Origin of the sequence: Bacillus salipaludis, from assembly GCF_030938565.1 — a bacterium.
Classification (GTDB): Bacteria; Bacillota; Bacilli; order Bacillales; family Cytobacillaceae; genus Neobacillus; species Neobacillus salipaludis_A.
In genome coordinates this window covers 1,590,336-1,616,949 of the sequence record NZ_JAVGVR010000001.1, presented here as the reverse complement: position 1 = coordinate 1,616,949, position 26,614 = coordinate 1,590,336, and the positions used below count along the sequence as shown (strand labels likewise).

The following is a 26,614-nucleotide window of genomic DNA, read 5'->3' as shown; positions in this document are numbered from 1 at the left end:
TATGATAATATTCTTATGGTTGTATAGGAAAAAATAACCATAAGAGGAGAGAAAATGAAATATGTCTTGGTTTACAAAATGGTCCTTTCGGAACAAAGCCGCGATGTGGATTATGTCGATTCTAATTCTAATCATGGGTGTTGCAAGTTATTTCACCTTACCAATGGAATTCTTACCCTCTGCAGACAATCCACAAATATCGATTATTGTTATGGGGCAGGGCACTGATTCAAAAACAATGGAGGATCAGGTGACAACCCCAATTGAAGAGTCGATTTCTGGTGTAAAAGGGAAAAAGAATATCTTCTCAACAACAGGTGATGGTTACGCTAAAGTTGATATTAATTATGATTCTAAAACCGACATGAAAGATGCAAAACAAGAAGTGCAGGAGGTATTGTCAAATGTTCATCTACCTGAAAATGTTTCAAAGCCCACTGTTGTTCAATTAAATACCTCCATGATTCCCATCGCAGACGTAGCTGTAACCTTTAAAGAAGGATTGACCCCGGGAAATTTAAAATTTGCCGACAAAAAAATCGTTCCACTTTTTAAAGATATTAAAGGCGTGGCATCCATTCAAACCTATGGGATGGCCAGCTCCTATGTTTCTGTAAAAGTAAACAACTCATTATTATCAGAGAAAAAAGTAACAATTCAATCCGTGATGGGTGTTCTCCAAGGACAAAATAGCGCAATTGCAATTGGTGAAAAAACAATTGAAGGTAAAGCAAGTAATATTAAAGTAATTGGAAACATCGACCATTTATCTTCTTTAGAAAACCTTACCGTTGCGCCAGGTGTTCATTTAAAGGATATAGCTTCTATTAACGTTACAAAACCACAAGATACGATGACCCGAATCAACGGAGCGGACGGATTATTGCTAATTGTAACAAAGGATAGTCAATCAAATGCTGTAGCCATAAGTAAAGACTTAAGAGATGTTACGAAAAAAATAAACAAAAAATATAATCAACTAGAAACATCTGTGATTGTAGCGACCGCGGATATGGTGAAAACATCCGTAACGTCGATGATGAAGGAAGTCCTGCTGGGGGCCCTATTTGCAACGATTGTGATTATGCTCTTCTTAAGAAATATCCGATCTACATTTATAACAATCGTCTCGATTCCATTGTCATTAGCCTTTACATTATTCTTGTTATCCCGCTCCGGTGTTACTTTAAATATTTTAACCTTGGGCGGTGTTGCGGTAGCAGTAGGTCGTTTAGTAGATGATAGTATAGTAGTAATTGAAAATATCTTCAGGAAAATGCAAAACGAAAAATTCACCGTTCAATTAGTAATGGATGCAGCGAAAGAGGTATCTTCAGCTATTACGGCCTCTACCTTAACAACAGTTGCTGTGTTTTTGCCTATCGGATTAGTTAATGGCGGATTACAAGACTTTTTAATGCCATTCGCTCTAACGATTACCTACTCATTGCTTGCTTCATTAATCGTCGCCCTAACCGTTGTACCTTTAATGAGTGCAGGGCTTTTAAAAAATGCAAAGCTTCCTGAACATAAACCGTCAAAAAAATTTATCGGATTGGTCACTTGGTCGCTTAACCATAAATGGATCATCCTCTCACTTTCCTTTTTGTTATTCGTGGGTTCCATTGGAGTCTATTCCGTTATGCCAAAAGGTGCTGTAGACAACTCTTCTGCTGATTTTGTCCAGACTGTACTTAATTATCCAAATGATACACCAATAGGAGAAGTGAAAAATGGAACGTTAAAGCTTGAAAAATTTATTCTTGCCCAGAAGGAAGTTAAAGATGAATTTACAATGTTTGGAAACAATGAGGATGCAGCAAAGTTTGGGGCAATCGACTCTCCTACGAAAGCAAACATTAATATTGTATTAAAGGATAAGGACAATACAGATCAATTAATCAAAAAAATAGAAGCTCAAAAAAATCAATTTCCAAATGCAACGCTTACCGTTGCTGCATCGTCCTTAATGGGTGGCGGAAACCCGCAAATTACAATTGATGTCGTCGGAGACCAGCTAACCAAGCTTGAGTCCGTTTCAACCTTAATTAAAGAAAAAATAAAAGAAATTGACGGAATTGAGAAATTGGCGACCAATGAAGATGCAAAGAAGACCGTTTACTCGCTTGAAGTGAATCCTGAAAAAGGAAATCCGGCTCAAGTGGCCCAGCAGCTGTCTGTAATGCTAAATCGAACACCGCTAGGTTCCATGGATTTAAATGACCAAGAAACCGCAGTATTTCTTAATCCTGTTTTAGATCCGAAATCACCTAAGGATTTGAAAGAAATTCCTATAATGACTACATCCGGTCCCGCCCCCGTTTCGTCGGTAGCAAAATTAATAAAAGAGGAAAAAACAACAAACCAGTTCCATAAAGACGGCGACCCTTATATTCAAGTTACCGCCACTGTTGACCCGAAGAAACTTTCGAAGGTTTCTACTGAAATCGCTAAAATTATTAACGGAGATAAAAAGGATCATAAGGGGATTAAGCTGCCTTCAGGTGTTGAAGTCTTTATCGGGGGAGCAAGCGCACAACAGGCGGATGATTTCACTGATTTATTTATGACAATGGGAGCTTCAATTGGAATCGTCTTTTTAATTATGGTCATTACCTTTAAAACGATTCGAGCTCCGATTTCAATATTATTTTCATTACCACTTGCGGCTGTGGGGGCTGTGCTTGCATTACTCATCAGCAGAATTACGGTTGATATTACCTCCCTGCTCGGTGCCTTGATGTTAATTGGAATTGTAGTCACAAATGCGATTGTACTTCTAGATCGAATCAAACAAAACGAACAAAAGATGATTATTCGCGATGCGATTGTCGAAGCTGCTTCTATTCGAATGAGACCGATTTTGATGACTGCCGTTGCGACAATCTCAGCCATGCTTCCGCTATTGTTTAAAAAGGCGGAAACAGGGAATCTTGTTTCCCAAAGTCTTGCGATCGTCGTGATTGGCGGGCTTGCTGTTGCAACGCTTTTAACTCTTGTGGTCATTCCGGTGATTTACGAATTATTCCACTTTAAAAAAGCAAAAAAACAACGAAATCGTCAAAAACAATCTGGCGAAATTTCCGTTTAGTGAAAGTAAAAAGAAAGGCTGGTACTCCAGCCTTTCTTTTATTTGCGAAGATCGGTTGAAAGATATGTGTTTTTCAAAATATCATACGATTTTTTTAGGCGTTCATAATAGGCAGGCTGGTCCCATTCTTTCCAGGAATATATTTTTGCATTCGCCTGCTGAAGCTGGCCATTCACCATTTCCGGAAATGTTTGTGAAACAGTATCATTTTCCAACATTACAATTGATGTCCTAATCCCATTCAACTTCACACTGCCAGTTAATCCACTTTTCCAAATATCCCCTATCGCCGCTTTAAGACTTGGGTCCTTAATATTCAACAGCTGCCAAGGAGTTCGACCTTCTAAGACCAATTTATCCTTACTGATACTAAGAATTAAAATCTTGACTTAATGGATTGGCATTACCAAACTTTAACACTCCCGTTTCATAATCCTGAAAGGGAATCTTTTTCTTTGTTATGACCCCTTCTACTTTCAATATGCTAAATAGCTCAAGATGTTGAAGCCAGAAGCGTATGCTAGTCATAAGGATAATGGATATTCCATCCAATTCGTCTCACCCTTAACAAAGTTAAAGGTGAGTTTACGATGTGTCCAAAGGCTCTCGAATAATCCCCGGTGCCAGCGCCTTCTTTGCCTTCGAAGAATCGAAATGCTTTCAGGGACCTCCGTCCAGCATACAGGGTCAGGCACATACACAATCTTTTTCTTTAATCCTCTTTCCTTTACCATTCGATGAATACGGACTACTAATTCCATATCCTCACCAACGGTATCGGTTTTATATCCCCCTGCTTCGATCACCCAGTGTTTAGAAAAAACACCAAACGCTCCCGATATAATGAGGAGAAGATTATGTCTGCTCAGGCCAATCCGCCCCATCAAAAAGGCCCGTAAATATTCAATAATTTGCATGACAACTAAAGGTTTTTCTGATAAGCCAATTTTTATAATATGGCCATTTCGGATTTTACATCCGTTAGCAATTCGGACACTTCCGCCTGAAGCAATCACCTCTTCATTTGAATCAATAATCGGCTTCATCACTTTTAAAAATGCATCCGGCTCGAGGGCAGAGTCACCATCGAGCGAGCAAAAATAGGGATAATGAGAAAAATTAGGACCTACATTCAGAGCATCCGCTTTTCCTCCATTCTCTTTGTGAATAAGGAAAAGGTTGGAAATAATGGAGGATTGATAGATGGTTTTTATCCGCTTCGTTTCTACCTGTTTTCGGATTACTTTCTTTATTTCCTTCATATCATAATGCTCAATCATTTTTTGCAGCGTCATATCTGTTGAACCATCATTTACGACAATGATTTCAAACGAAGGATAATTAATACTTAACAAAGAACGAACGCTTTGGACAATTCCCACCTCCTCATTATAGGCGGGAACAATAATCGATACCGGTTTTGAATAGATTTCATCCATATAGTCGTCATAGGCTTGATCTCGGTCAAGTTGATATTCTTTTCTAGCGTATAACAATACTACGGTATTCAAACTCTGATAAAGTCGAAAAGTCTTTTGTTAATAATCCAAGAATATCTTCGAATTGAAAAGATGCTAGAATTCTTAAAATATGTACTGTTTCCTCATAGGAAAGTCCCCTCTTCTTTACCATCTTATAAACATCCTCTAAAAGGGGCTTAATATGGAAATTCTCAATATGATACAATACATTCATCCGACGGCTCCACCTTTTACTTTTGAGCCGTTTTCGATAATAATTTTTTAGATAAAGAGAGGCTAATGCTGATAGGGCTTTTTTCTCCTGTTCCCCTTCTAAAACATTTGCATATCTGCTAAGCATCTCCTCAATCGCTTTTAGCTGATGGTTGTTCTGCGGATTTAATTCCCTTGAATAACCACCATCGGTCAGCAGCTTAAAGATAACGGAATTATATCTTTGTTTATAGGTTTCAATGGTTCTCCTTTTTCTTATATCAAATGCTTTTCGTATAATAAGGTACGTTAATAAAATCACCAATAAACTACTAAAAGTCAGAGTGAGAATTGCCAGGTAAAAAAACTCAGTATGCAGCATTTCAAATCATCCCTATTAACAGCCTGCGTATTCTTTCTTTTAATTCTTGAATACCAAACGGTTTTGTAACATAGTCATCTGCACCAAGTAATAAAGCACGCTGAACATAAGACTCACTTTTTCGTCCCGAAAGCATGAAAACAGAAATATTTGACCCATTAGTCATCTTTTTTACAATCTCTATTGTTTTTAATATCTTTAGTAACAGGGCTCGAATGATTTCATCGTCATCAATAATAGAAACGAACTCTCTATTTTTCATTTTATGATTTGTACATCTCATTTTCTAAAATAATCACTTTTTCAGCAAATGAGGTTTTGCCAATTTCTTTCGTATTCTCAACAAGCCGAAAAATATTGTCGCAACATTTCTTCGCCCCTTTAATCAAAAGAGGTACACCTATAGCGTCAATCTTTATCCCTCTTGAAAAAAACCCACCCATGGACATTACGAATGGAACGGTTGGAGATGTATTAGAGAATATGATCTTTTCCTCAAAAGCAAACTTTGATTGTAGTAATAGGCTTAATTCCTTTAAGGCTGGGACAACTAATTTATTTCTCTTCCTTCCTATTGTATAAACTGAATTCCCGTCTTCATCAATTCCATGAAAAATGATTTTTCCAAAATCGGCATGAGTTAATTTATTAAAATATTGTACATTTAGAATTTCTTCTGTCGTTAATTTCCTCTCAGATTGAGGTAATTGTTTTAAATGATAGGCCGCTGCCAATGAGGTTGTATGTGTTCCGCCGTAATCATTATAGATATAAATCATGGCCATCACCCTTTTTCCTGTTGTGTATGTATATTATGGACATTTTTTCATTTGATTATTTTTAAAAAAAGGCTCTTAAATTGGTGGTTGAATTTCCGCTCCAGGCACAAGCGGTTCGTGGGCGTTCCGGGGAGCCTCCCCGTCACTTCGCTCCTGCGGGTCTCCCCTGCCCCGTACTCCCACAGGACACTGAATTGCTTCCTTGATTCAGCCCACGCACGAAGAAAATGCGTTAGCATTTTCGAGGAGTCTTCGTGCCTTCCGCTCCAATCAACATTGCTCAATAGTTAACATTGCCCTTTAACATAAAAAAGAGGTACTCCATATTAGCGTGGAGATACCTCTTGGGACCTAAATTTCATTTTTTAATAATTACTTAAAGATAGTTCACCTTTGCTGATTGCAACTCCTGAGCTCGCACCAATCCGGGTAGCTCCTGCTTCTACCATTGCAAGGGCATCTTCACGGCTCCTGACACCACCCGATGCCTTAACACCTATTTCCGGTCCAACGGTTTCACGCATAAGCTGGATATCTTCAACAGTCGCTCCGCCAGTTGAAAAACCCGTTGAGGTTTTTACATAATCAGCACCGGCTTTAACCGCAAGCTCACAAGCCCTTACTTTTTCTTCATTTGTAAGCAGGCAGGTTTCAATAATCACTTTCGTTAATGCGTTTCCTTTTGCTGCTTCCACCACTGCCCTAATATCTCGTTCCACTAATTCGTCATCACGGTCTTTTAGTGCTGCGATGTTAATAACCATATCAACTTCATCCGCGCCATTTTCAATTGCGTTTTTTGTTTCAAATGCTTTGGTTTCCGGTGTTGAGGCACCGAGCGGAAAGCCAATTACCGTGCAAACTTTAACCTCAGGAGTATCTGCAAGCATTTGTGCTGCCGTACGAACCCATGTCGGATTTACACAAACGGATGCAAAAGAATACTCTATTGCCTCTTCCACCAGTTTTATAATATCCGCTTTTTTTGCATCTGCTTTTAATAATGTATGATCAATCATTTTTACAATATTTTGAGTCATTGTTACCTTCCCCCTTATTTAAATAAATGCAAATTAATATTCTTTGTTCACTCTGTAACTATAGCAGATAAATGAACATTTGTAAAAACTAAAATGAACATTATTTTATACAATTACATTTCTTGTCTCTTTTAACAGTTCATTTTTGGGGAAAAGTAAATCAAAGGGGGCAAATGATTATGAATAAGCTTGGCAGTTTCATTTATCGACACCGAAAGCTTGTCCTTTTCACCTGGTTTTTTGCCATTATTGTATTAGGCTTTTTCGCAACGAAATTGCCATCCGTATTAAGTGGCAATGGTTTTGAATATAACGGGGAATACAACAAAACTAGAGAGATTCTTGAAAGAGATTTTGGACAGCCTAAATCCTCGATTATCCTTGTGTTTCAACGCGAGAAATCGATTAGTGACCAAGACTGGAAATCATTTATAAAGGAAACATTCATAAACCTAAAAAACTTTGATGGGGCAAAAGAAATCATCTCCCCCTATGAACAAGAAGGAATGGTAAAAGAAAATTATGCTTACGGGCTGATCACCTTTCAAAAAAAAGCCGAAGCTCTTGGAAAAGAAATTGTCCAATTAAAGCAAAAACTAAAAAATCGAAAGGGTCTAAAGGTAACCATTACGGGTGAACCCGTTATTGTGAAAGATTTGAATACTGCAAGCCAAGAGGACCTTGCTAAGGCAGAAATGATCGGACTTCCCATCACTTTACTTGTCTTGATCCTTGCTTTCGGTGGATTGGTTGCTGCTGCTACACCGCTCATTATAGGTGTTGTGTCCATTTTAATAACGATGGGGACGGTTTTTTTCTTTAGCTACGGAGCAGATTTGACCATTTTCATTTTAAATATTATTCCAATGATTGGACTCGCCTTAAGTATTGATTTTGCATTACTTTTTATCAATCGCTATAAAGAGGAGCTGCAGCGGAATTCCGTACCGGAGGCCGTTAAAATCACTGTTGCAACCGCCGGCCGTTCGATCATTTTTTCAGGACTTTGTGTGTTTATTGGTTTGTCAGGACTTTGGTTCATTCAAATCGATATCTTTCAAAATGTGGCTCTCGGTGGAATGACGGTTGTGTTTATTTCTGTATTTTGTGCGTTAACCTTTCTTCCTGCCCTCCTATCTGTCATTGGGAATGGAATTAATAAATTTAGCCTTATAAAGATTGCGGAAAATCAAACAAGCATTTGGCATCGGTTTGCGAAGTTTGTCATGAATCATCCTATTTTTTTAACCATAGTAGCCCTTGCGATTTTGCTGGTTGGTCTAATTCCAGTAAGACAAATGGTTCTAACCATTCCTGGCACAGATTCCCTGCCGTCAAACTATCCTTCGAGAATGGCGTATGAAGTGTTTCGCGACCATTTTATCCCGAAGAACAAGCGGGAGGAGAAAAAAGTAACGGTAGTCCTTGAATCGAAGAATGATTTTCTAAATAAAGAAAACTTAATCATGGCAGAAAAAGTCGTTAATAAAATACAAAAGGACTCATTAGTCCATACAATCAATTCTCCTTTTTCCATTACGGGAATGAAACATGCTGAACAGTTAGATCAATTTTTGAAATACGGACCAAAACAAAAGGTTATACCAGTAAAGGATTATTATTTAAGCGGAAATAAAATGCGTCTGGAAGTTTTTTTAAACACCGGTGAGCATTCCGCAAAAGCCAGGGAATGGGTTGATTCTTGGTCTAAACGGGATTTAGGAATCAAGGCTTCCTTTGGAGGCACGATAAAATTTGAGCAAGAAATATTTGATGAAATTTTCATAAAGGCTCCCTACGGCTTATTGTTAATTTTTTCATCCACCTTTTTGATTCTAATGGCAGCCTTTCGCTCGATTCTTATCCCTTTAAAGGCTATTTTGATGAATGTTTTAAGCTTGGGATGTACATTCGGCATTGTGGTTTGGATATTCCAACAGGGACATTTCGGATTAAAACCGGTGGATATTGCTTTAATTTTACCTGTATTCGTTTTTACGCTCGTATTTGGTTTATCCATGGATTATGAGGTATTTTTGATTTCAAGGATTCAGGAGTTTTATTTAAAAACAGGCGATAACAGCGTGGCAACCATAGCCGGGTTAACGTATACGAGTAAAATTATTACTTCTGCCGCTGCTATTATGATTGTTGTAACCGGTGCATTTGCCTTTACAGGTGTTATGCCGATCAAACAATTGGGTGTCGGGATTGCAATTGCGATTTTTATTGATGCTACCATAGTGAGAATGGTCCTTGTACCGGCTTTAATGAAGCTGCTTGGTGATTGGAACTGGTGGTTTTTTGGGTATAAAAATAAACAGCTTCGTAAAAATCAAAAAAGGCCAGCCTGAAATAAAATGTACCCTATAGAGTAGACACTTAAAAAAAGTGCTTTCTATAGGGTACTTTTTTTATATAATTTAATAACACAACTAGAGACATACTGGAGACGGAAAAATCATGAGTAAAAAGACTTTTACAGAGAAAGAAATCGCTATACTATCTAAGAATCCATATATACAATCTGTTAGTTCAAAAGGAATTACATACTCTGATGAGTTTAAGCAACACTTTATCTCAGAGTTCAATAAGGGGAAATTCTCGAGACAAATATTTGAAGAAGCAGGGTTTGACGTTGATATTATCGGGATACAAAGAATTAAATCAGCTTCAGAACGTTGGAGGAATGCCTTTAAGAAGGCTGGGGTATTGGGACTTAATGACACTAGGAAAGAAAGTTCTGGTAGACCACGTGTAACGGAGTTATCCCTTGAGGAGAAATATGCCAGGTTAGAAGCTCAAATGAATCTCTTAAAGGCAGAGAATGAACTCCTAAAAAAGATCCGCATGCTAGAAAGGGGGCTGGTGAAGTAAAACTCCCTGCTAGTCAAAAATATATCCTCATTCGGTACGTCATTGAGAAATACAACTTGAAGCACATGGTGAGTTTCCTTTGTGAGGCAGCTAATGTTTCACGAAGCGGGTATTATAATTATTTCTCTCAGAAGTCCGTAGAACAGAGAAAACGGCAAGATGCAAAGGATGAAGAATCAAAAGCGTTGATATTAAGGGCCTTTCACTTTAAAGGTAAAATGAAAGGGGCACGTCAAATTAAAATGACATTGGCGGGCCAATTTCAGTGTGTCTTCAATTTGAAGAAGATCCGTAGAATCATGAAAAAATATGATATTGTCTGCCCAATCAGGAAAGCAAATCCATACCGAAGAATGATGAAAGCCACTCAGGAACACAGAGTGGTTCCTAACCTATTAAACCGTCAATTCAAACAAGATGCACCAGGTAAAGTACTGCTCACGGACATCACATACCTAAACTACCATAGTGGACAAAGAGCGTACCTGTCTGTGGTTAAAGACGGGTCTACCGGGGAAGTATTGGCGCACTATCTTTCTAATCGCATCACCATGGATTTGGCCACTAACACCTTACTCAAATTAAAGAAGAATCGAAACTTTAAGAAGGCTGAAAATGCTCTTATCCACTCTGATCAAGGGACACATTATACCCATCCCGATTTCCAAAAACTCGTTCGGAAACTAAGGTTACGTCAGTCTATGTCTAGGAGAGGGAACTGTTGGGATAACGCCCCAATCGAATCATTCTTTGGTCATCTGAAAGACGAGGTAAACATAAAAGCGTGTAAGACGTTCGAGGAGCTTCAATGTGAAATAGACAAGTATATCCGCCACTATAACCATACCAGATATCAATGGAACCTAAAAAAGATGACCCCTGTACAATACAGAAATCATCTTCTTCAGGTTGCTTAATCCCTTTTTTCAAAATGTCCTTTACAAAGGGTACATTTTAAAAATCGGCTGGCTCTGTTTTATTAAATATTTTTCGCGTATTGATCACTTGGAAATTTGCTTAAGACTACATGTAGGCTGACAGTTTCATTCCCATTATTTTCAAAGGACATTTCTTCATCACTGCTTACATGGATAAGATCTGCTTTGGTAACATCCGTTTCCTCACCATCAATGACGAGCGTTCCAGCCCCTGTTATCACATATAAGTAAACCTCCGTTCCCGGATGCTTATGGACTGGAAGTTCCTGTCCAGGTAGAAAGTTTAAAACAAAGGCTGTCGTTTCTCCCTTTTTATAGATCACCCTTTTTGTAAATCTTTCTTCGCTATATTCCATAAAGGCTTCTACTGAATTCTTTTCCACTATAATTACCTCCTTAATGTAACTAATTTCATTTTAATTGAAAACCATTTTCATTTAAGTGACTGAAATCACACCGTTTAATATGTTCAAATAAAAGAAAAGGCTTTGTTAAAGAACAATGTTGATTTTTAAACAAAGTTGATTGGAGCGGAAGGTGCGAGACTCCTCGAAAATGCTATCGCATTTTCTTCGTGCGTGGGCGGATTCAAGGATGTAATTCAATGTCCTGCGGGAGCAGCGGGACAGGTGAGACCCCACAGGCGCTTAAGCGCCGAGGAGGCTCACCGCCCGCCCCGCGGAAAGCGAGCATCCTGAAGCGGAAATCAACAACCTCGTTTAACACAGAAAAAGAAAAAAATAAAAAGGAGTTCAAAGAACCCCTTTTATGACATATATGAAAGAACTACTTTTTGCGGAGGATATTTCGCATCTTGCGATTTACTCTTTAATCTTTCACATGACGGCATTTCGAAGGAAAAATCCACCACCTTTGAAGGGATAACCCCTTCTGTTTTTAATTGATCAAATACCTTCTGCATTGCTTCTTCTGTTGAGAGCTTATCGTCAGAATCATTTACTTGAAAACATTCAACACAGGTCTCAATGATATTTTCATCAATTTTTTCTTGAGCAAATACTAGCTGGGCTCCCGTTATTGCTTCTACTTCGTTGTTTTCTAATTCAATGATGGTTGTTATATTCATTTTCATTACCTCCCGCTTTGGATACCTCCATTATAGTTAAATATAACCGCGTAAAAGGGGAAAATCACATTTTTTCACTTTTTATTCATATGTTTATGACAATTTTCTGTCTAATTATATTTAACCATTAAAAACTCATACAACCTTCTTTTAAACAAATACTAAAAATACTAAACTTTTGGAGGAGATTGTTTTGAGAAGTTCTAAAAGACTTATCCTGCTATTGCTGACTCTCATGCTTATTTGGCAATCCTCCCCTACACCATCCTTTGCTGTAGAGAGCGGGTCCAATACGAGTGAAATGGTTCAGTTACGGATTCTTGAGACGACAGATCTGCATGCCTCTCTAGTGAATTATGATTATTACCAGACGAAAGTGGACAACCGAATCGGGCTTGTTAAAACGGCAACGCTAATCAAACAGGCTAGGAGAGAAGTGAAAAACTCCCTGTTGTTTGACAATGGCGACCATTTAAAGGGCAACCCTCTCGGTGAATATTTGGTACGTGTAAGAGGACTTCATAAGGGAAAAATCCATCCTGTATACCGTGCCTTTAATTATTTGCATTATGATGCAATTACCATCGGAAACCATGAATTTAATTACGGACTCCCCTTTATCAAAGACGCGTTAAAAGGACTGAAAATGCCCTACGTGAATGCAAATGTGTACTCCGTAAAAAAGCAAAAACCTTTTTTTAAACCCTATGTCATTTTAAATAAGGAGGTTCTCGATGAAAAGGGAATACCTCACGCAATTAAAATTGGCGTTATTGGCTTTATGCCAACTCAAATCATGAAATGGGATAAAACAAACCTTGAAGGAAAGGTGTTTGCCCAACCGATTGTGGATACAGCCAAAGCATTTATTCCGAAGATGAAAGCAGAAGGAGCTGACCTCATTATTGCTCTTGCCCACACAGGGATAAGCAATGAACCCTATCATCCTGATACCGAAAATGCTGTTTATTACCTTACGAAAATTCCCGGAATTGATGCCATCCTCGCTGGGCATTCGCACGGTATTTTCCCAGGACCTGCCTATTCTTTTATGCCCAATACAAATTTAGAAACGGGAAAAATCAATATGAAGCCGGTTGTGATGGCAGGCGCATTTGGAAGCAGGCTGGGGATGATCGATCTTAAGTTAAAAAAAATAGCGGGAAAATGGGTGGTTTTACAAAGCAGTTCCACTACAAGAGCGATTGCAGATGAAAATGGAGACTCACTTGTGAAAACGGATAAAACATTATTAAAACGAATTAAAAATGACCATCAAGAAACTGTTGAATTTATTAAAAAACTTGGCCTTTAGCCGGCCAAGTTTTGATAATTGAAAATAATTCTCTTTACAGCCTATTCCCCGCTCTACTATAATAAAAAAGTAAATAAATAAGCTTGTTTTTTGGGGGAGTCTGTCAACACAGGCTCCTTTTTGCTTTTTTTAGGAAATACATACGGAAAGAGGGGAAAAAATGTCAACACAAGCAATCATTGCGATAGGTGTATTTTTAATTACATACGCATTTATCGTTACAGAAAAAATCCATCGAACCATTATTGCTATGGCCGGTGGAATCATGATGGTACTACTTGGAATTGTAAATCAAGAAAAAGCCCTACATCATATTGATTTTAATACACTTGGTTTACTGACAGGGATGATGATTATTGTCGCCATCACATCCGAGACGGGCCTATTTAATTATATTGCCATCTTCGCAGCAAAAAAGGTCAAGGGAGATCCCATCAAACTTCTCGTAGCTTTAGGAATCATTACGGCACTTGGTTCAGCTTTTTTGGATAATGTCACTACGGTGCTGTTAATGGTTCCAGTCACTTTCAGTATTACAAGACAATTAAAGGTAAATCCCATTCCCTATTTAATTACTGAAATTATTGCATCCAATGTAGGCGGAACATCTACACTGATTGGGGACCCTCCGAATATTATGATTGGCAGTGCCGTAAAGGAACTTACCTTTATGGAATTCATCTACAATCTAACGGCTATTTCCTTTTTTATTTTGATTGTCAACGTGGTGATTCTTGCTTTTATATATCGAAAGCAGCTGAAGACTACTCCGGAATTAAAAGCGAATTTAATGGATTTGGATGAAAAACAAGAAATTACCGATAAAAAGCTATTGGTAAAATCTCTTATTGCCCTTGCCTTTACCATTTTAGGCTTCTTTTTGCACCAGTTATTCCATTTGGAATCAGCATCCGTTGCCTTAGCGGGAGCTTTCCTTTTGCTATTATTAACCGGGGAAAGACATTTGGAAAAAGCATTTTTTAAGGTTGAGTGGTTGACTATTTTTTTCTTTATCGGGCTGTTCGTCCTTGTTTCAGGATTAATTGAAACAGGAGTTATTTCCCTTTTAGCCGATTACTCCGTACATCTTACCGGCGGTAATGTGGCTTCATCCTCTATTTTAATTTTATGGGTCAGCGCAATTGCATCGGCTTTTATTGACAATATTCCTTTTGTGGCAACCATGATTCCGATGATTAAAGACATGGGGTCGCTTGGAATTGATAATCTGGAACCACTTTGGTGGAGCCTATCACTTGGAGCCTGTCTTGGAGGTAACGGAACTCTAATTGGCGCTAGCGCTAACGTGATTGTTGCAGGATTGGCTGCAAAAGAAGGGCATCATATTTCCTTTGGAAAATTTCTATTGATTGCTTTTCCACTAATGATTCTCTCCATTATCATTTGTACCGTTTACATTTATTTACGATATTTAGTATAAGGAGCTAAAAAAGATGAAAATAATTTATTCGTATGATGAAAAGCTTCTGGACTTAAATGAGACAGCAAATGACGATGACATTGAATTTAATATCAACAGCTTAGGTATGGATATAAAACAACAAGTATATAAAATTCGAGAAATTTTTAATGAAAATAAGGTCTTAACAGATATTCTTGTATACGCTCACACAAACCAAAGATATCAAATTATTGTTAGAAAAGATTTTTATAATGACTTTATCATTGAACTTTTTAGACAACAATTAGTTACGGAAGTAAAATGGGCATAAATAAATAAGGCTGCCATTACTGGCAGCCCTTTTTCTTTATTCAGCCCACTTTTTTCGAAAATTGGAGATGTTTTCATATTCTTCTTTAAAGAGTCTAGATAATCGAATATAGATGGGGATAATCTCTTGATACACTCTCACGTTTTCTTCAATTGGTTTATGGTGGTTGGTAGCTCCAACCATTTCAGCGACTACATTTAAGGAATCAATCTCCCCTAAACTGTACAAGCCGAGGATGGCTGCACCAAGACAGGAGCTTTCAAAGCTTTCCGGAATATTTACCTCTTGATTGAAAATATCCGCCATCATTTGCCGCCAAAGTTCAGACCTAGCAAACCCTCCAGTTGCCTGAATACTTCTAGGCTCACCAATCACCCAAATCGGAGCCCGCTCTCCCGTCATATAAGGATGAAAAATCAAACCGTCAGAGTCGGGATTTACATTCTCCGCAATTTATAATTTTTCCAAATAATAAATGTTTAAAAAAATCCACTTTCATGAATTAAACCTACAGATAGGTATACTATAAAAATATAAGGAGGGGTTAAGTTGGAAACACATAAAAAACAAGATAAAACTTTAACCTATGAATCAGATGGGAAAATGGGAAATCGCAAGAAAGAAAGTACCAATAAAAAACGAGATTTTTTTAACACAACACAAAATAGTGAGTGACGAAAAAGCTTCCCAAAAATAATGGGAAGCTTTTTCATTTACATTTTTCAACAAAAATTTAACATTTCGTTAATCCATAGTATAATTGATAAGATGTAAATTTTTACTTTATCATTATATTAGAAACGTTTTATTACAGGAGAACCATAAAATGTTAAAAGATTTTGTTTCAAATGCAGCAATTTTAATTGCTTCCTTTTCTATTATGGGACAATTATTCAAAGATAAACCATTACACCTTTCCTCTCCCCTATCGGTCAAATTTTACTGGGGATTAAGTTTTGGAATCCTTGGAAATATCTTAATGATCTACAGCATCCATATAAATGTAACAACCATTGCTGACTTACGGCATTTGGCAATTGTAACAGCCGGGGCCTTTGGGGGTTTTATCCCTGCAATGGTCGCATCCATTCTAATCGGATTGGGAAGGATTTTATTCTTTGGATTTAATAATACTTCCATCCTGGCATCCTCCGGAGTCATCCTAACAGGGCTAATTTGCGGAGGGATTTCGAAGTTTAGATATAAACCTATCATAAAAGCCTTCCTCATGAATCTTATGGGCTTAATCATAATCTCAATCATTCTCTTTATTACTATTCAAGATCGCGTTGTACTAACAAATATATTGGCGTACCATTACGTTATTTCGTTAATTGGCGGTATTTTTTCCTATCATTTAGTAGTCTTTATCACTAAATCAAATGAGGCCGAGCAACATCTTAAAGAGGCCAATAGCCTATTGAACCAACTTTCCTATATTGATGGCCTTACAGGTATTTCCAATCGAAGATATTTTGATCAAACCCTTGAAAAGGAGTGGGCAAATTTATCTTCCACAAACTCTCCGCTAACCTTGCTAATGTTCGATATAGATTATTTTAAAAAATACAATGATACGTACGGCCATCTAGAAGGAGACCGCTGTCTTCAATCCATAGCCGATGCGATAAAGAACTTAATTTATATGAACACTTCCTACACCTTTTGCCGTTATGGAGGAGAAGAGTTTGCCCTTGTTTTACCCTTCGCAGAGCAGAATGAAGGAATTCAAATGGCAGAAAAAATTCAAAAAGCAATTCAATCGCTTAAAATTCCTCATATTAGCTCAAAAATATCGGATATTGTTACATTAAGTATTGGGACTGCTACAATGTTTCCTAAAACTTCCTTAGACAGGGAGAAAATCATCCAATTGGCCGATCAATCTCTCTACTTATCAAAAACTAATGGAAGAAATAGAATTTCATCTGTTCAATCATAAAAAGCCTGGAAGGCTGGTTCACCAGCCTTTTTTCACGGGGTAAAATCACAAAATTTAGAAAATTTTGCATGAATTTGTTGAATCTTTGGGAAATAACCTGTAAAATTTTCCTATCAGCTATTTTTGGACGGTGAAATGAATGGAAATTACTAAACATCTCTTCCTAAACCTTTCCATTTTAATAATTCTCCTGTTTTTTTACTTGATATGTTTTGATAAATATAAAAAACTACTTACCTTAAAACCTATCTTGATTTTTTTATTCACGGGCTTAATATGGGTTTGTGTTCAACTTTCCTATAATCCAGTACCGTTTTCCCACTATGATCTAAGAATTATCCCTTTAGTGATTGGCGGTTTGTATCTTGGAATGGGTCCAATCCTTGTTTTAGCTTTATTAATCATTAGAAGTTTTTACGGATGGGATATCGGTTTATTGGAAACTTCCATACTCTATGGTCCACTTGCCATTGTATTTTGGCTCATAACTCCCTGGTATTGGAAGCAGAGTTCTTCAAGACGAATCCTTATTGCTGTGTTACTAGGGATGATCCTTGGTATCCTTACGATTGGCGGAATGGAACTATTCCATCCCTATACTAATTGGATTGACGCCTGGTTTGCCTTCTTAGTGATTCCTCCGCTAGGAATAGCTATTGTTTCGTATGCAATTGAATTTGTTAAAAAAAATAACCAAATGCGTCTGCAATTGATTAAAACAGAGAAATTAAAGGCAGTCGAACAAATGGGGGCGGCAATATCTCATGAAATTCGCAATCCCCTGACAGCAGCCAGTGGCTTTGTTCAGTTATTGCAGGATGATTATCTGCCACGCCATAAAAGAAGAGAGTACCTTGCACTCGTGAGGGACGAATTACTTTCTGCTGAACGGGTTATTCAAGATTACCTGACCTTTGCAAAACCTGCCCTAGAGGCGTATGAGGAACTGAATGTAAAAAGTGAACTTAAGCAAATCATAAATATACTGCAGCCTTTAGCCAATCAAAATTCTGTAGAGATTAATACAGACTTTTCGGTCATTGGTTTTATAAAAGGCGACCAGCAGAAATTTCGTCAGTGTTTTATTAATGTCCTCAAAAATGCAATTGAGTCCATGCCAAACGGAGGATACCTTTCCTTAAAAACGGAATATGACCAGGAATATGTGTCTGTTACTGTTAAGGATACAGGTGTCGGGATGACAAAAGAACAGCTTGAAAGGCTTGGCGAACCCTTTTATTCTACAAAAGGTTCAAAGGGGACCGGACTTGGAATGATGGTCGTGTATAGCATTGTTCGGGCCATGGGCGGATGGATTCGGGTAGAAAGTGAAGTAGAAGCCGGAACCGTCTTTCATTTTCATTTTCCTGCCATCAGGCCATATAGAAAAGCAGAAAATCAATAAGAAATGGACAGATGGATTTTACATCCTCTGTCCATTTTTAACGTTTCATTCGGATCATAAATTTATAACGGTCTGCACGATAGGTGGACTTTACAAACTCAACTGGAGTCCCGTCATGTAAGAATGTATTTCGATGGATGAGCATGACAGGTGCACCTGCAGAAATCTTCAAATAAGGTGCCTCAAGCCGATTGGCAATCGATGACTCAATCGTCTGCGTAGCATAATCAATTCGCAGGTTTAACTGGCCCTCAATATACTCGTATAGTGACCGATTGACAATCTCCTCTGTTATTCCCTTAATGAGATTAGCAGAGATATAATTGATTTCTATCGCCATGGGGAGATCATCCGCCAAACGGATCCGTTTAATTTCATATACAGGACCATATTCTTTTATGGCCAATTGATTAGCGATTTGGGCGGTTGCAGGAATCACCTCAAAAGACAGCAGCTGACTTCCCGGGTTTAATCCCCTAGATTTCATATCCTCTGTAAAGCTTGTTAGCCCTTGCAATGCCTGTTCAATTTTTCGGTCCGCTACAAATGTTCCCTTACCTTGCAACCGAAATAAATATCCATTATTTACCAGTTGTGTAAAGGCTTGTCTAACCGTCATCCTGCTTATTTGATATTTTTCAGCATATTCTCTTTCAGGAGGCAGCGCATCTCCCGGCTGTAATTCGCCTTTTTCAATTAAATCCTTTATATGTTCTTCCAGTTGATAATAAATTGGAATGGGGGAATGTTTATCAATCATGCTCCTCTCAACTGCGTCCTTTCTTGGCCATATCAATCGAAAGAATATCTATTCTTTCAACATTGGAATTTTCAAATCTAAAATAGCTGCTTCATCTGCAATAATTGTAACACATGGGTGATTTTTCAGTACAGAAGCAGGGAAATTTTCATTTAATTCCGAGTGCAAAAGTTGGTACATAGCATCCCTTTTGCTTTCCCCAGAAACCAATAGTAGAATTTCTTTACTCTTCATAATCGTTGAAATCCCCATTGTAATGGCCTGTGTCGGAACTTCTTCCGGACGATTAAAAAATCTTGCATTCGCTTCAATCGTCGAAGGCGCCAGGTTCACAATATGTGTTTTTGATTGAAAGGATGTTCCCGGTTCATTAAAACCTATATGCCCATTACTCCCAATTCCAAGAACCTGCAGATCAATACCGCCGTGACCCGCTAGTAAATCCTCATAACGATTACATTCCTCTTCAATATTCCTGCCATTACCTTTTGGAACAAAAGTATTCGCTTTTTTAATATCAATATGGTTAAACAAATTCTCATCCATATAATACCGGTAGCTATTTTTATCTGTTCCAGCAAGGCCGATATATTCATCAAGATTAAAGGTCGTGACGTGCTGATAGGAGGTTCCATTTTTTTGATGATCTTTTATAAGGTTTTGATAGGTCCCAGTTGGTGTACCGCCAGTAGCTAATCCAAGGGTGATGGAAGGATTATCAAGAACCTTTTTCATTATATATTCAGCAGCTGTTTCGCTCATTTGCTGATAATTTTTTACTTCAATAAATTTCATTTAGATTTCCTCCTTTTTAAAGGCCACTTTTCCTCGGCATATCGTCATATAAACTTCCAACTGATCATCTAATATTACGATGTCTGCATCTTTTCCTTCAGCAATACTTCCTTTACGATCATAGATATTTAGTTGCTTAGCCGGGTTTACTGAAGTCATTTCGATGGCGTCTTCAAGTGAACAACCTGTAAATGTAAGAAAATTTTTCACAGCATCCCCGAGTCTTAAAATACTACCCGCCAGTGTCCCATCATCAAGGAATGCTTTACCATCCCGTACATTTACCTGCTGACCGCCAAGATCGTATTGGCCGTTTTTCAAACATTTTGCCCGCATTGAGTCTGTGATTAAAATTAACCCTTCTTTGCGTTTTAGTTTGTAAGCCAGTTCAATCATTTCTGGGCGGACATGGACTCCATCTACAATCATTTCAGCAATTAGTTCATCCCGTAAAAGGGCAGCTCCCGCCACACCCGGCTCGCGGTGGTGCAGCCCGCGCATTTGATTAAAAAGATGAGTGACGTGATTGGCACCTGCATCAATGGCAGTAATTACTTCTTCATAAGCTGCATCGGTATGACCAATCGAAGCAATCACCCCATTTTCCTTAAGATAACGTATCAGTTCTAAACCACCGGGACGTTCAGGTGCTAACGTTACAAGTTTAATATTCCCCTTTGAAAGGTCCTGCCATTTCTTAAATAAAGAAAGATCCGGATCAATAATATGCTCAATCGGCTGCGCACCCGCCCTTTTTTTATTGACAAATGGCCCTTCAAGATGAATCCCCAGGATTTCAGCACTTCCTTCGGTCGATTGTGTTTCTATAAATTTTCCCGCATTGATTAATGCGGTTTCTATTTCCGCTTTTTCCTGTGTCATGGTAGTAGCTAAAAAGCTGGTCGTGCCTTCTTTCGGAAGGGCTGCCGTCATATTTTCCAAAGCTTCAGGTGTAGCGTCCATCACGTCAGCGCCATTCACCCCATGTATATGAACATCAATAAAACCGGGAATGGCTTTATATTGCGATGAAATTTCTATCATTTCGTATTCTTCTACATTTTTAAGCTCATCTGTTAATCCCAATTCCACTATTTTTTGATCTTTAATTTTTATATAACCATTTTGAATAATCTTGTCTTCTGTATAAATTTGAATACCCTTTAGTAAAATATGATTAACTTTTGCAGGCATCTTCATTACCCCTTTCAAGTTACTTTCATATTAGCACTTTTAACTTATAGTTGTCTATACCAATTAAACGCTCTTGATTCATTATAAATAAATGTTAACGTCTTTATTATTAAAGATTTTGGTAATAAATTATCCCCTTTTAATTTTTAAATTGGTATAGACATCTATAATAATCGAGTGGTATGATAACAATGCATTTTAAAAACGCTTTCACAAATAACTTCTAAAGCAAAGGAGAGAAACAGATATGTTAGGATTTTTACAAAGAATCGGAAAAGCATTAATGCTTCCAATTGCGGTGCTTCCAGCTGCCGGATTATTACTCCGATTTGGACAGCCTGATCTATTGAACATCCCTTTTATCGCCAATGCCGGTAATGCTATTTTTGCAAATTTAGCATTGATTTTTGCCATTGGTGTGGCAATGGGTTTCGCTAAAGATAACAATGGTGCTGCCGCATTAGCAGGTGCTATTGGTTATTTAGTATTAACAGAAGGTACAAAAGCAATTGATAAAAATATAAATATGGGGGTTCTCGGCGGGATTTTAGCCGGGATTATTGCAGGGCTTCTTTACAATCGTTTCCGTGATGTAAAACTGCCAGAATGGTTAGGTTTCTTTAGTGGCAGAAGATTTGTTCCAATCATCACCTCAGTCGCGATGGTGGTTTTGGCAGGCATCGCCGGGTTTGTTTGGCCGCCTATCCAAGATGGTATTAATAGTCTTGGGAATTGGATTATTGGTTTAGGTGCAATAGGTTCTGGCCTTTTTGGATTTTTAAACCGGTTACTAATTCCATTAGGACTTCACCATGTATTAAACAGTTTATTCTGGTTCCAATTTGGAGAATTTCAGGGGAAAACAGGGGATATTGCCCGCTTCTTTGCAGGAGATCCAACTGCCGGCGGTTATATGACAGGATTCTTCCCCATCATGATGTTTGGACTTCCTGCAGCAGCCTTTGCGATTATTGCTGCAGCTAAGCCTGAAAAAAGAAAATCAGTATCCGGTATGTTTATCGGGCTTGCGTTGACTTCATTTCTAACAGGAATTACAGAACCAATTGAATTTTCATTTATGTTTATTGCCCCATTACTTTATGGTGTTCACGCAGTTTTAACGGGCCTATCGATGTGGATTACTTCATTATTAGGAATTAAAGATGGGTTTACCTTTTCTGCAGGGGCCATTGATTATGCATTAAACTTCAACATTGCTCAAAAGCCATTATTGTTATTATTGGTTGGTGTAGTGTACGCAATTATCTATTTCATCATTTTTTATGGATTAATTAAGGCTTTTAATATTAAAACCCCTGGCCGTGAGGATGAAGAGGCAGCCGAGCTTAATCAAGATACTCCAAGCACGGTTGGAGGAAACAAATATGAGACCATGGCTTATCATTTTATTAACGATATTGGCGGCAGAGAGAACATCACTTCAATTGACAATTGTACAACCCGTTTACGCTTAAATATTAAAGATATGGAAAAAGTAAAGGATTCTTCTTTAAAAGCGCATGGAGCCAAAGGAATTATGAAATTGAATAAAAACAACCTGCAAGTTGTCGTTGGTACCGAGGTGGAATTTGTTGCGGATGCAATGAAGAGAATGGATATGAATCAAGTACAAGTTGACGATTCTATCACGGATTCTGCTGCTCCAATGACGGATAGCAGGATGGAATTAACGGAAGAAGACTTTGTTATGCCAATTAAAGGAGAAATTATTCCACTTTCCGAAGTGCCAGATCAGGTTTTCTCGCAAAAAATGATGGGAGATGGTTTCGGGATTATTCCAGAAAATGGATCTGTTGTATCTCCTGTTGACGGGGAAATCCTTAATGTGTTCCCTACAAAGCATGCCATCGGTATTCGTTCTAACCAAGGCTACGAAATTCTCATCCATATTGGGTTAGATACGGTAAATTTAAAAGGAGAAGGCTTTACGGTTCTCGTGAATGAGGGAGACAAAGTGACAAAGGGACAAGCGATTCTTAATTTTGATTTAGAATTCATTAAGAAATCAGTTCCATCTACGGTTACACCAGTGATCTTTACAAACTTAACAAAATTAAATGTTAAAAAGCATGGTCAAACCGAGCAAGGAAAGAACGGAATCCTCTCAATAGAATAACGGAAAAACGACAGGTGCCTGACACCTGTCGTTTTTGTTATGCGTATAATTTTGATTCTTCCTGTTGGAAGAAGCTCTTCATGGCATGGAATACATCGGCTTTTTGCTTGAGGATATAATAGCGGAAATGCTCATCCTTGATATTTTTATAAGCAGACATTAAGGTGGAGTGGCGGTTATACTGATTAACCTCGCCGTAACCAAACATATTCGACACCTTCATTAACTCCTCCACCAATTTGACACAGCGTGCGTTATCAGATGTTAGATTATCACCGTCTGAAAAATGGAATGGATAGATGTTATATTTTCTTGGACTATATTTGTCATCAATTAATTCTAATGCCTTCCTATAGGCAGATGAACAGATTGTTCCACCGCTTTCTCCTTTAGAAAAGAAATCTTCCTCCGTAACAACCTTTGCTTCGGTATGGTGAGCAATAAATTCAATTTCCACCGTTTCGTATTTCGTTCTTAAAAAGCGTGTCATCCAGAAGAAAAAGCTTCGTGCCATATACTTTTCCCAAATTCCCATACTTCCGCTTGTGTCCATCATCGCGAGTACCACTGCTTTAGAATCTGGCTTAATGACCTCATTCCAGGTCTTAAATTTTAAATCATCCTTATAAATTGGATGAAATGCAGGTTTCCCACTCATCGCATTGCGTTTGAATGCAGACATCATCGTCCGCTTTTTATCAATATTCCCCATTAGCCCTGTTTTTCGAATATCATTAAATTCAATATTCTCAACCAAATGTTCTTCTTGTTCTTTTCTCTTTAAATTTGGAAGCTCTAACTGTTTGAATAATGCTTCCTCTAATTCCATTAACGAAACTTCAGCCTCAAAATAGTCCTCTCCAGCTTGATCGCCGGCGCCTTGCCCTTTTCCCGGACCCTTTTGCCCGCTAGAACCGTCACGTGCTACTACATCCCCGACTTGGCTGTCACCGTTACCTTGGCCCACGTGTTTGTTTTTGTCGTAATTATAACGAATTTTATATTCGTCCAGTGAACGAATCGGAATTTTTACCACATCTCGACCGTTTGACATAATGATGCTTTCTTCTGTGATAAGATCTGGAAGATTATTTCGAATCGCCTCTTGAACTTTTTCCTGGTGCCGCTGCTGGTCATCGTGGCCTTTACGGTGGAGGGACCAATCTTCTCTAGAAATCACAAATTGATGGTTATCGTCTGACAATTAAAACCCCTCCCTATAAAATTTTGAAAATCCTTTGCACACATTTTTTTCTACCACATACTATAACTCGAGTGTAAAAATCCAATTGAAATATTGATTACTTTATCCTATGCAGAAACAGCGAATAATTTACAAATAATTTTGACAATTGGTGTTTTGCCTATGAAAATGGACAAGAATTTTGATAGAAAAAGACTGGCAAAATTACTTCTGCCAGTCCGTATAGCCGTTAGCGATTTAATAAGCTTCCTACATATCTCAATAGTTCGTTTGCTGATGTCGAATTATAACCATGCTCATCAATCAGCCTTGCAACAACATCATTGATTTTTTTCAATTGCTGTTCATCCGGCGTTTTCGATGATGTGGTTATCTTTACAACATCCTTAAGATCAGCAAACAGCTTCTTCTGGATGGCTTCACGCAGACGGTCATGGGAATTATAATCGAACCGCTTGCCTTTTCTCGCATAGGCCGAAATACGGATTAAGATTTCTTCCCTGAATGCTTTTTTCGCATTCTCGGAAATACCAATTTGTTCCTCAATGGAACGCATTAGTTTTTCATCTGGATTAATTTCTTCACCAGTTAATGGGTCGCGAAGCTTTGCTTTATTGCAGTAGGCTTCGACATTATCCAGATAGTTATCCATAAGTGTCTTGGCAGACTCTTCATAGGAGTAGACAAATGCTTTTTGGACTTCATTTTTCGCAATATTATCATACTCTTTCCGAGCTACTGCAATATAGTTCATATAACGTTCACGCAGTTCTGCTGTGATGGACGGATGCTGGTCTAGCCCATCCTTCAACGACCTTAATACGTCTAAGGCATTAATAGAAGGTACCTCTTTACGAATGATTGTAGAGGAAATTCGGTTAATGACATAACGTGGGTCAATACCGCTCATTCCTTCATCCTGGTACTCTTTCTTAAGTTCCTCAATATCTGCTGTATTAAATCCTTCAACACTTTCGCCATCATATAGGCGCATTTTCTTAACTAAATCGATATCACCTTTTTTCGGTTCCTTCAATCGAGTTAGTATGGTAAACATTGCAGCAACCTTTAGTGTATGCGGCGCAATGTGAACATTCGACACATCACTTTCCCGGATCATTTTTTCATAAATTCTTTCTTCCTGTGACACCTTAAGATTGTAAGGGATTGGCATGACGATAATCCTGGAATGAAGGGCTTCATTCTTTTTATTGGAAATAAATGAACGGTATTCCGTTTCATTCGTATGTGCGACAATTAATTCATCCGCACTGATTAACGCAAACCTGCCCGCTTTGAAATTTCCTTCTTGTGTTAACGAAAGCAGATGCCATAAAAACTTTTCATCACATTTTAGCATCTCTTGGAATTCCATCATTCCTCGGTTAGCTTTATTTAGTTCCCCGTCAAAACGGTATGCCCGTGGATCTGATTCGGAACCAAACTCTGCAATGGTTGAAAAGTCAATACTTCCAGTTAAATCGGCAATATCCTGTGACTTTGGATCGGATGGACTAAAGGTTCCGATACCGGTACGTTTATCCTCTGAGAAAAAGATTCTTTCCACTTGAACATCTTCAATTCTTCCGCCATATTCTTGTTCAAGGCGCATCATGTTTAATGGCGACAAATTCCCTTCAATGCGAATCCCATATTCTTCATGAAATTCATCCCGTAAATGATGGGGAATTAAATGCAATGGATCTTCGTGCATCGGGCAGCCTTTAATCGCGAAGACAGACCCTCGATCTGAGCGTGAATAACTCTCTAATCCTCTTTTTAGCATCGTTACCAATGTAGACTTACCGCCGCTGACTGGGCCCATTAACAACAAAATACGCTTTCTGACATCTAGCCTTTTAGCGGCCGGATGAAAGTATTCTTCCACAAGGCGTTCAAGTGCTTCCTCTAATCCAAATAATTGATTACTAAAGAAATTGTACTTCTTCGTCCCTTTTTCTTCTTCAATCCCCGCATCCTTAATCATATTATAAACTCGAGAATGTGCAGACTGTGCAACCCATGGCTTGTTCTTCAACAACTCCAAATAATCGGCAAAAGTTCCTTCCCAACGCAGCTTTTCTTCCTCTTCACGAAACATCTCGATTTTTTTTAAAATATCCATAAGGCCCTCCCCCTGTAGCTTAGTCAGAGACGATTAATATACTCTATGCACGTAGGAACTTGAACATGCGTAACCAAGACATTTAGTCCCTATCTTTTTTGTTACAGCCCTTTTCATTTATTAAAGTTAGGCTATAA

At 38.2% G+C, this 26,614-nt stretch carries 22 protein-coding genes and 2 pseudogenes; 10 read left to right on the top strand and 14 right to left on the bottom strand.

Going from position 1 to position 26,614, the window contains the following annotated elements; genetic code table 11:
• Positions 1–61: 61 nt before the first annotated feature.
• The gene (locus RCG21_RS07855; protein ID WP_133338514.1) at positions 62–3,091 is read left to right on the top strand and encodes an efflux RND transporter permease subunit; all 3,030 of its coding nucleotides are present in this window, start codon (positions 62–64) and stop codon (positions 3,089–3,091) included.
• 38 nt (positions 3,092–3,129) lie between these two features.
• Here the strand turns inward: RCG21_RS07855 and RCG21_RS07850 are convergent, their stop codons facing one another.
• From RCG21_RS07850 to deoC, 6 genes and pseudogenes are all read right to left on the bottom strand, one after another.
• The gene (locus RCG21_RS07850) at positions 3,130–3,444 is read right to left on the bottom strand and encodes a hypothetical protein (RefSeq protein ID WP_133338516.1); all 315 of its coding nucleotides are present in this window, start codon (positions 3,442–3,444) and stop codon (positions 3,130–3,132) included.
• Positions 3,445–3,627: 183 nt separating this feature from the next.
• Positions 3,628–4,611 (bottom strand): annotated as a pseudogene (locus tag RCG21_RS07845) (glycosyltransferase family 2 protein); the annotation flags it as partial.
• A complete protein-coding gene (locus RCG21_RS07840; RefSeq protein WP_133338518.1) occupies positions 4,574–5,146 on the bottom strand; it encodes a hypothetical protein in 573 nt (190 codons plus the stop codon). The gene RCG21_RS07840 and the pseudogene RCG21_RS07845, both read right to left, overlap by 38 nt.
• 1 nt (position 5,147) lies before the next feature.
• A complete protein-coding gene (locus tag RCG21_RS07835; protein WP_133338520.1) occupies positions 5,148–5,429 on the bottom strand; it encodes a response regulator in 282 nt (93 codons plus the stop codon).
• Positions 5,410–5,925: a DUF3189 family protein gene (locus tag RCG21_RS07830; protein ID WP_133338522.1), complete on the bottom strand. Its 516-nt coding sequence runs from the start codon at positions 5,923–5,925 to the stop codon at positions 5,410–5,412. The genes RCG21_RS07835 and RCG21_RS07830 overlap by 20 nt, the downstream gene beginning before the upstream one ends.
• A 365-nt stretch (positions 5,926–6,290) precedes the next feature.
• The gene (deoC, locus tag RCG21_RS07825; RefSeq protein ID WP_133338524.1) at positions 6,291–6,965 is read right to left on the bottom strand and encodes a deoxyribose-phosphate aldolase; all 675 of its coding nucleotides are present in this window, start codon (positions 6,963–6,965) and stop codon (positions 6,291–6,293) included.
• Between the two features lie 179 nt (positions 6,966–7,144).
• On the opposite strand from deoC, the gene RCG21_RS07820 reads away from it, so the two are divergent.
• Entirely contained in the window at positions 7,145–9,319 is a 2,175-nt protein-coding gene (locus tag RCG21_RS07820) for an MMPL family transporter (RefSeq protein ID WP_133338526.1), read from the top strand.
• A 109-nt stretch (positions 9,320–9,428) separates the two neighbouring features.
• A protein-coding gene (locus RCG21_RS07815) for an IS3 family transposase (protein WP_308913042.1) occupies positions 9,429–10,759 on the top strand; the annotation gives its coding sequence in 2 pieces (ribosomal slippage) (positions 9,429–9,801 and positions 9,801–10,759; 1,332 coding nt in all).
• 62 nt (positions 10,760–10,821) lie between these two features.
• Here RCG21_RS07815 and RCG21_RS07810 read toward each other — a convergent pair.
• Both RCG21_RS07810 and RCG21_RS07805 read right to left on the bottom strand, forming a co-directional pair.
• Positions 10,822–11,163 carry a cupin domain-containing protein gene (locus RCG21_RS07810; RefSeq protein ID WP_133338528.1) on the bottom strand — a complete coding sequence of 114 codons (342 nt, stop codon included), beginning with the start codon at positions 11,161–11,163 and terminating at the stop codon, positions 10,822–10,824.
• A 383-nt stretch (positions 11,164–11,546) separates the two neighbouring features.
• Positions 11,547–11,867, bottom strand: coding sequence for a hypothetical protein (locus RCG21_RS07805; protein ID WP_133338530.1), 321 nt, complete (start codon positions 11,865–11,867; stop codon positions 11,547–11,549).
• A gap of 193 nt (positions 11,868–12,060) precedes the next feature.
• Here RCG21_RS07805 and RCG21_RS07800 point away from each other — a divergent pair, with 193 nt between their 5' ends.
• From RCG21_RS07800 to RCG21_RS07790, 3 genes are all read left to right on the top strand, one after another.
• Positions 12,061–13,182, top strand: coding sequence for a metallophosphoesterase (locus tag RCG21_RS07800; protein WP_133338532.1), 1,122 nt, complete (start codon positions 12,061–12,063; stop codon positions 13,180–13,182).
• A gap of 160 nt (positions 13,183–13,342) precedes the next feature.
• On the top strand, positions 13,343–14,623 hold the full coding sequence (locus RCG21_RS07795; RefSeq protein ID WP_133338534.1) for an ArsB/NhaD family transporter: 1,281 nt from the start codon (positions 13,343–13,345) through the stop codon (positions 14,621–14,623).
• 13 nt (positions 14,624–14,636) lie between these two features.
• Positions 14,637–14,915: a hypothetical protein gene (locus RCG21_RS07790; protein WP_133338536.1), complete on the top strand. Its 279-nt coding sequence runs from the start codon at positions 14,637–14,639 to the stop codon at positions 14,913–14,915.
• A 36-nt stretch (positions 14,916–14,951) separates the two neighbouring features.
• On the opposite strand, the pseudogene RCG21_RS07785 reads toward RCG21_RS07790, so the two are convergent.
• Positions 14,952–15,368, bottom strand: a pseudogene (locus RCG21_RS07785) (FGGY-family carbohydrate kinase); the annotation flags it as partial.
• 96 nt (positions 15,369–15,464) lie between these two features.
• Between RCG21_RS07785 and RCG21_RS07780 the strand changes: the two are divergent.
• The 3 genes from RCG21_RS07780 (at position 15,465) to RCG21_RS07770 (ending at position 18,262) form a co-directional block, all read left to right on the top strand.
• Positions 15,465–15,590, top strand: coding sequence for a hypothetical protein (locus tag RCG21_RS07780; protein ID WP_268884131.1), 126 nt, complete (start codon positions 15,465–15,467; stop codon positions 15,588–15,590).
• A 151-nt stretch (positions 15,591–15,741) separates the two neighbouring features.
• Positions 15,742–16,857: a GGDEF domain-containing protein gene (locus RCG21_RS07775; protein WP_133338538.1), complete on the top strand. Its 1,116-nt coding sequence runs from the start codon at positions 15,742–15,744 to the stop codon at positions 16,855–16,857.
• 139 nt (positions 16,858–16,996) lie between these two features.
• Positions 16,997–18,262, top strand: coding sequence for an ATP-binding protein (locus tag RCG21_RS07770; RefSeq protein WP_133338540.1), 1,266 nt, complete (start codon positions 16,997–16,999; stop codon positions 18,260–18,262).
• A 37-nt stretch (positions 18,263–18,299) separates the two neighbouring features.
• Here the strand turns inward: RCG21_RS07770 and RCG21_RS07765 are convergent, their stop codons facing one another.
• From RCG21_RS07765 to nagA, 3 genes are read right to left on the bottom strand one after another with little or no spacing between them, the layout of a single operon-like run.
• On the bottom strand, positions 18,300–19,022 hold the full coding sequence (locus RCG21_RS07765) for a GntR family transcriptional regulator (RefSeq protein WP_133338542.1): 723 nt from the start codon (positions 19,020–19,022) through the stop codon (positions 18,300–18,302).
• 48 nt (positions 19,023–19,070) lie between these two features.
• A complete protein-coding gene (gene nagB, locus RCG21_RS07760; RefSeq protein ID WP_133338544.1) occupies positions 19,071–19,817 on the bottom strand; it encodes a glucosamine-6-phosphate deaminase in 747 nt (248 codons plus the stop codon).
• Positions 19,818–21,011, bottom strand: coding sequence for an N-acetylglucosamine-6-phosphate deacetylase (gene nagA, locus RCG21_RS07755; RefSeq protein ID WP_133338546.1), 1,194 nt, complete (start codon positions 21,009–21,011; stop codon positions 19,818–19,820).
• Between the two features lie 247 nt (positions 21,012–21,258).
• Here nagA and nagE point away from each other — a divergent pair, with 247 nt between their 5' ends.
• Positions 21,259–23,148, top strand: coding sequence for an N-acetylglucosamine-specific PTS transporter subunit IIBC (gene nagE / locus RCG21_RS07750; RefSeq protein ID WP_133338548.1), 1,890 nt, complete (start codon positions 21,259–21,261; stop codon positions 23,146–23,148).
• Positions 23,149–23,185: 37 nt separating this feature from the next.
• Here nagE and yhbH read toward each other — a convergent pair whose 3' ends face one another.
• Together yhbH and RCG21_RS07740 are read right to left on the bottom strand one after the other, a co-directional pair.
• Complete coding sequence (yhbH, locus tag RCG21_RS07745; protein WP_026574369.1) at positions 23,186–24,352, bottom strand: sporulation protein YhbH; 1,167 nt, start codon at positions 24,350–24,352, stop codon at positions 23,186–23,188.
• A 229-nt stretch (positions 24,353–24,581) separates the two neighbouring features.
• Positions 24,582–26,477 (bottom strand): PrkA family serine protein kinase, encoded by a 1,896-nt coding sequence (locus RCG21_RS07740; protein ID WP_133338550.1) that lies wholly within the window; start codon positions 26,475–26,477, stop codon positions 24,582–24,584.
• Positions 26,478–26,614: the final 137 nt, after the last annotated feature.